Origin of the sequence: Kitasatospora sp. NPDC059571 (assembly GCF_042735675.1) — a bacterium.
In the GTDB taxonomy this organism is placed as follows: domain Bacteria; phylum Actinomycetota; class Actinomycetes; order Streptomycetales; family Streptomycetaceae; genus Kitasatospora.
Genome location: NZ_JBHWBW010000502.1, coordinates 1 through 5,609 on the forward strand (window position 1 = coordinate 1; position 5,609 = coordinate 5,609).

Sequence of the window (5,609 nt, forward strand, 5' to 3'; positions counted from 1 at the left end):
GCCGGTCCCCCCCCGCGGGCGTCGGGCCGGCCGCGCAGCAGGTGCCAGGCCATGGCGGCGGACAGCAGCAGCAGGCCCGCCGCCAGCCAGGCGGCGATGTTCATGCCGTGCACGAAGGCGTGCTGTGCATCGGTGACCAGCCTGGCCGCGGCCGCCTCCGGCAGCGTCCGGGCGGCCTCCACCGCGCCACCGATCGACTCCTGTGCCTGGGCCGGGTCGGCGCCCGCCGGGACGGTGACCCCGCCGGCGTAGACGGCGGTGACCACCGAGCCGACCAGGGCGATGCCCAGCGCGGTGCCCAGCTCGTACGCCGTCTCCGAGACGGCCGACGCGGCGCCGGACTTCTCCGCCGGTGCGGCCCCGAGCACGAGGTCGGAGGCGAGCGTGTAGACGACGCCCTCCGCGGTGCCGACCGCGAGGAACGAGGTGCCCAGCAGCAGGTACGCGCTGTCGGCGCGGACCAGGCCGAGCAGGGCGATGCCCGCGCCCATGACGAGCAGGCCGCCGGTCAGGGTGGCCCGGGCGCCGGTGCGGCGGACGAGCCGCGCGGTGACCAGGCCGCCGACGACGGCGCCGGCGAAGGCCGGCATCTCGGCGATGCCCGCGGTCAGCGGGGACATCCCGCGGACCAGCTGGAGGTACTGCGACATGAAGAACACCACGCCGGACAGCCCGATGAGCGAGGTCAGCGTGCCGACCGCGGCCGCGGTGAAGCGGCGGTCGGCGAACAGCCGGACGTCCAGCAGCGGGGTCTCCAGCCGGAGCTGGCGGCGGACGAACCACACCAGTGCGCCGGCGCCCGCGGCGAACGCGGCCGGGACCGTCCAGTGGGACAGCGGCCCGTGCGCGGCGGCCTCCTTGACGGCGTAGACCACGCCGATCACGCCGGCCATCGAGAGCACCACGCTGGTGACGTCCCAGCGGCCCGGGCGCGGGTCGCGGGACTCGGGCAGCAGCCAGCGGCCGAGCCCCAGCAGCAGGGCGAGCACCGGCAGGTTGAGCAGGAAGACCGAGCCCCACCAGAAGTGCTCCAGCAGCATGCCGCCGACCAGCGGGCCGAGTGCGGCGCCTGCGGTGGCGCCGGCACCCCAGATGCCGATCGCGGTGGCCCGCTCGCGGGCGTCCGGGAAGAGCGCGCGGATCAGCGACAGGGTGGACGGCATGATGGTCGCGCCGGCCACGCCGAGCAGGGCCCGGGCGAGGATCAGCCAGCCGGCGCTCGGCGCGTACGCGGCCAGCAGCGAGGCGGCGCCGAACGCGGTGGAGCCGAGCAGGAGCAGCCGGCGGCGGCCGATCCGGTCGCTGAGGGCGCCCATGCTGACGAGCAGTCCGGCGAGGACAAAGGAGTAGGCGTCGCCGATCCAGAGCAGCTGGGTGCCGCTGGGCCGCAGCGTCTCGCTGATCGACGGGATGGCGAGGGAGAGGACGGTCGCGTCGACGGCGACCAGGGTGACGGCCAGGACGAGTACGCCCAGGCCGGCCCAGCGGTGCTGCGCGCGGGCCTGGACGAGGGTGCCGTTCATAGGGGTTCGGTTCTCCTGAGGGCTCCGCCGAGGAAGAGCTCGGTGAGCGAGTGGGTGCCGTCGCGGGGGGCGAGCCGTCCGTCCTGGACGGCCCAGCCGACGCCGGCGACGAGGTCGAAGAAGGCTTCGCTGAGCCAGGCGGCCGAGAGCTCGATCCGGAACACGCCCTGCTGCTGCCCCCGGAGGAACAGCGCGCGGACCCGGGCGTCCTGGACCTCCCAGAGCCGGTTGATCTCGGGATCGTCGTAGAGCTGGTTCTCGCCGGCGAGGAAGGCGCAGAGCGCCGCGTCGGGGACGACCGCCTCGACCAAGCGGCGCAGCGCCTGCTGGGCGTCGCCCTCCTCGAGCCGGGCGCTGTCGCAGGCCTCCGCGACCTTGCGCAGGCTGAGCATGCCGATCTCGTGGATCAGTGCCTCGCGGCCCGGGAAGATCCGGTGCAGGGTGGCCCGGCTGATCCCGGCGGCGCGCGCGATCTCGTCGAGGTGGGCCGTGGGGCGCCGCGAGAGCACGCCCACGGCTGCCTCGAGGACGGAGTCGCGGTCGGTAGCCATGCATCGAGTGTAGAGCAGATGAGACATCCATGTCTCATTCATTTCTCAGGGGTCTCGAATGAGCGCCGTCCTCGGCGTTCGCGGGCAACAGAAAGCCGGGGACGGCGGATGCCGTCCCCGGCCGGGGAAGAGGTGGGTCAGCTCTGGTTGTAGAAGCCGGTGTCGTCCAGCGGGCGGTCGATCACGGTGACCTCCACGTCGGAGGGGGTCAGCAGGAAGACCCGGCGGGCGATCCGCTCGATCCCGCCGCGGGTGCCGAAGATCAGTCCGGAGGCGAAGTCGACCATGCGCTTGGCCTCGGCGTCCGTCATCTCCGTCAGGTCCATCACCACGGGGGTGCCGGTGCGCAGGTGCTCACCGACGGTGCGGGCGGCCTCGAAGCCGGTGGGCTTGAGCGAGACGATCCGGGCGGCCGGCGCCGGGACGGCGGGCAGGGTGTCCTCGGCGTCCCAGTGATCCTCGTAGGCCGCCGCCTGGTAGCTGCCGGAAGGCATCAGCCACCCGTTGTGGTGGTACTCGTCGCGAAGTGCTCCCATGCCGCGCCTCCCTCTCCCGTCCCCAGCCCCGTCCACCCGAGGTGTCCATGTCGTTCCCACACGTCATCCGCAAGGTGGAACTGTCCGAGTATCGCACTGATCACCGGTTCGGTGCCCGCTCGCGGCCGCCGTACACGGCGTGGCGCGCCCGAAGGCCGGGACGGTCCCGGCAGTCGGAGCGACGCCGCAGGTCGCCGGACGGTTCCACGGGTGGACCATATAGGTGAGCTGCGACAGTGGATTGACGATCCGTCAACGCTTGCGTAACGACCTCACTCGCCGGTGGATCCGTCGATCCGTTCCCGCAGAAGATCCGCGTGTCCGTTGTGCCGTGCGTACTCCTCGATCATGTGTACGAGGATCCAGCGCAGCGTCACCTCGTGCCCGTGGCGCAGCCGCTTGCCGACCGTCTCCAGCGGCAGGCCCTCGGCGGCCTTGCGGGCGAGTTCGATCTGGGCCTGCCAGGTGGCGAAGTCGGCCTCGGCGTCGGCGGTGTCCACGCCGTTGAAGTCGCCGTCCCGGTCCTCCTTCGTCCAGAACAGGCCCTCCTCGAACTCCCCGCCCTGCAGGACGCCCTGGAACCAGGCCCGCTCGACCTCGGCCATGTGGCGGACGAGGCCGGCCAGCGACAGCGCGGACGGCGGCACCGACCGCTCGCGCAGCTGCTCCGGGGTCAGGCCCTCGGTCTTCAGCGCCAGGGTGGCCCGGTGGAAGTCGAGCCAGGCGGTGAGCATGGCGGTCTCGTCGGCGGTCCGGTACGGGGGGTCGATGCGCACGGTCGTCATGCCCGCCATCCTGACGCAGCGTCGGGAAAGCCCGCCACCGGATATGACGGAGCGCCTATGCTGCCGTTCGCACACGGCCGCGGGCCGGGAGAGGGGGAGCCGTGCGAGGTGGTGTCGCCGGGATCGCGCTGGCGGTCAGATTCCTGCTGGAGCTGGCCGCACTGGCCGCGCTGGGGTACGGCGGCTGGGCGGTGCCGGGGCCGGTCGCCCTGCGGGTGGTGCTCGCCGTCCTGCTGCCGCTGGCCGCGGCGCTGCTGTGGGGCCGCTACGCCTCGCCGCGCGCGGTGGTGAAGTCGCCGCCGGCCTGGCTGGCCACCCAGCTGCTGGTGTTCGGCGGTGCGGTGCTCGCCCTGGCCCTGGCCGGGCGCGGCGGGTGGGCGCTGGTGCTGGCCGCCGTCATGGTGGCCGACACCGCGCTCCTGGCGGCGTACGGGGAGTGGCGGCCGCCGGTCCGCGAGCCGCGGCAGGACGCCGCCGACGGCTGACCCGGTGGCCGGCCCGGGGCCCCGGCCGCTCAGGGCACCGGGGCCCGGGCGGTAGTGGCCGCTGCCTCGGTGCGGGCGGGCGCGACCGCGCCGCGGGCGCGCCACAGCGAGAGCAGGCTGCCGACGGTCAGCAGCGCCACCGCCGACGCGGAGATCAGGAAGGCCGGCGAGGTCGGCGATCCGGCGCTCGCCCCGGCCACCACGTAGGCGGCCGTCCCGGGCAGCACCCCGAGGGCGGTCGCCCCGAGGAACGGCGCCGCCCGCACGCCCGAGAGCGCGCAGGCGTAGTTGGCGGCCTGGAACGGCACCCCCGGGATCAGCCGCAGCAGCAGGACACTGCGGAAGCCCTGCTCCGTCAGACGCCGGTCCACGGCCTCGGCCGCCCGGCCGCGCAGCAGCGGCCGCAGGGCGTCCCGGGCGAGGCCGCGGCCGAGCAGGAAGGCGGCGGCGGCGCCGAGCACCGTGCCCGCGACGGCGAGCGGCAGGCCGAGGGCGACGCCGAGCAGCACCCCGGCCGCGGCATTCAGCGCGGGCTTGGGCACGAAGGCCACCGTGCCCAGCGCGTACACCGCCAGCGCGACCGGCAGCCGCCACGGCCCGTCGGCGGCGGCCAGCACCGCGGTCGGGCTCCAGAACAGCAGGGAGCCGGCCGCGGCGGCGAGCAGCCCGGCCAGCACGGCCGGCCGCACCCACCGGCGGGCGCTCACGCGGGCACCGCCGCGGCGGCGGCCCGCAGTTCTTTGAGCCGGGCGATGTCCCGGGCGTGCCGGGCGCCCTCGACCCGGTCGGGGTCGTGCCGCCCGTCGGGGGTCTCGATGACGAGCGGGACGCCGGCCGTCGCCGGGTGCGCCAGCAACTCGCCGAAGGCCGCGGCGCCGATCCGCCCGGCGCCGATGTTGGCGTGCCGGTCCTTGCGGGCGCCGGCCGCGTCCTCGGAGTCATTGGCGTGGATCAGCCGCAGCCGGCCGGGGCCGGCCGCTCCCTCGAGCTCGGCCATCATCGCGGCCACTCCGCCGGGCTCGGCCAGGTCGTGCCCGGCGGCGAAGGCGTGGCAGGTGTCGAGGCAGACGCCGACCGCCGGGTGCCGGTCCAGGGCCTCCAGGTACGGGCCGAGGTCGGCCATCCGGGCGCAGAGCGAGCTGCCCTGGCCCGCGGTGGGCTCCAGCAGCAGCCGGGGCGCCGCGTCGCCGAGCGCGTCGAGCTCGTCCAGCAGCGGCAGCACACCCGCGCGGACGTGTGCCAGCGCCGCCTCCGGGGGCCCGCAGAGCGCCGAGCCGGTGTGCACCACGACGCCCAGCGCGCCGATCCGGTGCGCCCGGAGCAGCGAGTGCCGCAGTGACTCGGCGGAGCGCTCGCGGGTGGCCTCGGACCCGGAGCCGAAGTTGATCAGGTAGGGGGCGTGCACGTACGCCGGGACGCCCTGCTCGGCGCAGGCCGCCCGGAAGGCCTCGTCCTGGGCCGGGTCGCCGGCCGGGGTCGCCCACCCGCGCGGGTTGGCGACGAACACCTGGACCGACTCGGCGCCCACCCGCCGCGCGTACGCCAGCCCGGTGCCGACCAGCCCGCGCCCGGCGACCGGGACGTGGGCGCCGACGGGGTTGCGCTGCGCGGGGAGGTCCATGCGGGTGAGCATGCCGGATCGGGACCGGCGGGCGGAAATCGGGCCGCGGAGCCGGTCGGCGGCCCGAGCCGGGTGCGGGAAGGGCCGCCCGCCCCCGGGGAGAGGGGG

At 75.4% G+C, this 5,609-nt stretch carries 7 protein-coding genes; 1 reads left to right on the plus strand and 6 read right to left on the minus strand.

The window, feature by feature from the left end:
- From ACFV0G_RS34000 to ACFV0G_RS34015, 4 genes are all read right to left on the minus strand, one after another.
- Nucleotides 1-1,523: MFS transporter (locus ACFV0G_RS34000; RefSeq protein ID WP_380556318.1), on the minus strand; the 1,523-nt coding region annotated here is incomplete at its 3' end.
- Entirely contained in the window at nucleotides 1,520-2,074 is a 555-nt protein-coding gene (locus tag ACFV0G_RS34005) for a TetR/AcrR family transcriptional regulator (protein WP_380556320.1), read from the minus strand. The genes ACFV0G_RS34000 and ACFV0G_RS34005, both read right to left, overlap by 4 nt.
- Before the next feature lie 137 nt (nucleotides 2,075-2,211).
- On the minus strand, nucleotides 2,212-2,610 hold the full coding sequence (locus tag ACFV0G_RS34010; RefSeq protein WP_380556322.1) for a cell division protein SepF: 399 nt from the start codon (nucleotides 2,608-2,610) through the stop codon (nucleotides 2,212-2,214).
- 272 nt (nucleotides 2,611-2,882) lie between these two features.
- Nucleotides 2,883-3,395, minus strand: coding sequence for a DinB family protein (locus tag ACFV0G_RS34015; protein WP_380556324.1), 513 nt, complete (start codon nucleotides 3,393-3,395; stop codon nucleotides 2,883-2,885).
- Nucleotides 3,396-3,496: 101 nt separating this feature from the next.
- Here ACFV0G_RS34015 and ACFV0G_RS34020 point away from each other — a divergent pair, with 101 nt between their 5' ends.
- Entirely contained in the window at nucleotides 3,497-3,880 is a 384-nt protein-coding gene (locus ACFV0G_RS34020) for a YrdB family protein (RefSeq protein WP_380556326.1), read from the plus strand.
- 29 nt (nucleotides 3,881-3,909) lie between these two features.
- On the opposite strand, the gene ACFV0G_RS34025 is transcribed toward ACFV0G_RS34020, so the two are convergent.
- Nucleotides 3,910-4,587, minus strand: a complete 678-nt coding sequence (locus tag ACFV0G_RS34025; RefSeq protein ID WP_380556328.1) for a TVP38/TMEM64 family protein — start codon at nucleotides 4,585-4,587, stop codon at nucleotides 3,910-3,912.
- A complete protein-coding gene (locus ACFV0G_RS34030) occupies nucleotides 4,584-5,501 on the minus strand; it encodes a deoxyribonuclease IV (protein WP_380556330.1) in 918 nt (305 codons plus the stop codon). The genes ACFV0G_RS34025 and ACFV0G_RS34030 overlap by 4 nt, the downstream gene beginning before the upstream one ends.
- Nucleotides 5,502-5,609 lie beyond the last annotated feature (108 nt).

What these genes read in the sequence shown, in the direction of transcription:
- ACFV0G_RS34030 (WP_380556330.1), bottom strand. Translation starts at nt 5,501, where the DNA reads ATGGACCTCCCCGCGCAGCGCAACCCCGTCGGCGCCCACGTCCCGGTC.
- ACFV0G_RS34010 (WP_380556322.1), bottom strand. Translation starts at nt 2,610, where the DNA reads ATGGGAGCACTTCGCGACGAGTACCACCACAACGGGTGGCTGATGCCT.
- ACFV0G_RS34005 (WP_380556320.1), bottom strand. Translation starts at nt 2,074, where the DNA reads ATGGCTACCGACCGCGACTCCGTCCTCGAGGCAGCCGTGGGCGTGCTC.
- ACFV0G_RS34015 (WP_380556324.1), bottom strand. Translation starts at nt 3,395, where the DNA reads ATGACGACCGTGCGCATCGACCCCCCGTACCGGACCGCCGACGAGACC.